Origin of the sequence: uncultured Succinatimonas sp. (genome assembly GCF_905203285.1) — a bacterium.
Classification (GTDB): domain Bacteria; phylum Pseudomonadota; class Gammaproteobacteria; order Enterobacterales; family Succinivibrionaceae; genus Succinatimonas.
Genome location: NZ_CAJKVK010000152.1, coordinates 1 through 1,821 on the forward strand (window position 1 = coordinate 1; position 1,821 = coordinate 1,821).

The 1,821-nt window shown below is 38.9% G+C and carries 2 protein-coding genes; both read right to left on the minus strand.

Annotated features, from left to right (window positions below):
• Positions 1-56: 56 nt before the first annotated feature.
• A complete protein-coding gene (gene galU, locus QZ019_RS09760) occupies positions 57-965 on the minus strand; it encodes a UTP--glucose-1-phosphate uridylyltransferase GalU (protein WP_294565555.1) in 909 nt (302 codons plus the stop codon).
• 10 nt (positions 966-975) lie between these two features.
• Positions 976-1,587 (minus strand): septation protein IspZ, encoded by a 612-nt coding sequence (locus QZ019_RS09765; protein ID WP_295484635.1) that lies wholly within the window; start codon positions 1,585-1,587, stop codon positions 976-978.
• Between the last annotated feature and the right edge of the window lie 234 nt (positions 1,588-1,821).

Genomic DNA, 1,821 nt, shown 5'->3' on the forward strand with positions numbered 1-1,821 from the left:
AGGCTTTGATTATGAACTCTGCTGATAGATATACAAAAAAGAGCAGAGTTCAGGTTTTAAAGCTTTAAGGATTTGACATATTCCGTAATGGCTTTGCCTAAAGAAGGGTGCCTTAACGAATAGTCGATAAATGTTTTGACATAACCTTCTTTATTGCCGCAGTCATGGCTGTGACCGATGATAGGGTATGCGTGAATATCTTCAAGATGCATAAGAAGCTCTATAGTGTCGGTAAGCTGGAACTCACCGCCGGCACCAAGCGGAGTACGCTTGAAAAGCGGCCAGATTTCAGAAGACAAAACATAACGGCCTACGACGGCATAATCTGAAGGAGCTTCGTCGATTGAAGGTTTTTCGATAATGCTCTTAATCTGTACGTCCTGACCCGGTTTAGGCTCTACGCCGTTTAAATTTACGATACCGTATGAAGAGACTTCGTTGTGCGGAACTTTCTCGACCATGATTTGGGAAGTACCGGTTTCCTCAAAGAGTTTAATCATGGCAGCTAAGTTATCTTTCTTCAAATCAGAGGCGGCATCATCAATAATCACGTCAGGAAGCAAAATGGCAAAAGGGTTTTTGCCGACGATAGGAAATGCGCATTTGATAGCGTGAGCAAGACCTTTAGCTTCACCTTGACGGACGTGCATGATGGTAACGTCTTTAGGAATAATGTTTTGAACTTCGCTTAACAATTGGCGCTTAACGCGCTTTTCCAAAGTAGCCTCAAGTTCAAAAGACGTATCGAAATGATTTTCGATAGCGTTTTTTGAAGAGTGTGTTACCAAAACGATATTTTTTATTCCTGCGCTGACCGCTTCGGTTACCACATATTGAATGAGGGGTTTATCAACAAGCGGCATCATTTCTTTAGGAATTGCCTTTGTTGCGGGAAGAAGTCTTGTACCTAAGCCTGCAACCGGAATGATTGCGTACTTGATATTACCAAAGTTCATGTCAGGCATAGGTTATTCCTTATTTTGTCAGTTTGTTATCTTTTTTCAGCTCTTTTACTTCAGCCAAAATTTCGGGATTTGTTTTCATCAGATAGAAGATGCAAACTAAGGCAAATACGAAATTTAAAATCGCATTGCCGAATGTCTTATAGTCAACCCAAAGAGATTCTGCTGTCATCGCATCAATACCGAACAGCGTCGGCAGGAAGAAAGCTATTACTACATTGAGCATGGCGGCAAAAACAAAGAATATCATCCACCACGTCCCAAGTTTTAGCCAAAGATTTTCAGGCAGGGCTATTTCCTGTCCGAAAAGATAAGAAAAAGGGTTGCGCTTTAAGATATGCTGGCACACTAAAATAGCGGTGGCCATAATCAAGTTTACTACGGTTACTTTCCATTTAATAATTTGCGGATCGTTTAAAAGCACGGTAGGCAAACCGAAAAGCAATACGGCAGCGCATACAAAAACCTGCATGCGTGATACTTTTTTCCAAAAGATATATTGAAGCGCAAATGCAATAAGGCAGCAACCGACAATTACGGCAGTGGCGGTAATTAAATCGGATGTCATTTTGTAAGTTATAAAAAAGGCAAGAGCCGGAGCTATATCAAGGATCTTCGGTAACATTTTTATCTTGCGTTTAACGTTAAAACTCTTGATAGTATAGCACTTATAATCTTATCGATAAAAAGAAAAAAAGTATTATTTAAGTATTTGCAAAATTTACGTAATTCCGATTAATTTTTTGTATTTTTTAGAAATTTTGCGTGCGCAAAAGTAAGTGTTTTTACAAAGTTGTGTCTAAATGATCGATGAGTTCTCATTTTGGTAATTAATTTTATATTTAAAAATACAGTTGTT

Bases quoted from the DNA above. Each gene is read 5' to 3' on its own strand.
- galU (WP_294565555.1), bottom strand. From the start codon at position 965: ATGCCTGACATGAACTTTGGTAATATCAAGTACGCAATCATTCCGGTT.
- QZ019_RS09765 (WP_295484635.1), bottom strand. From the start codon at position 1,587: ATGTTACCGAAGATCCTTGATATAGCTCCGGCTCTTGCCTTTTTTATA.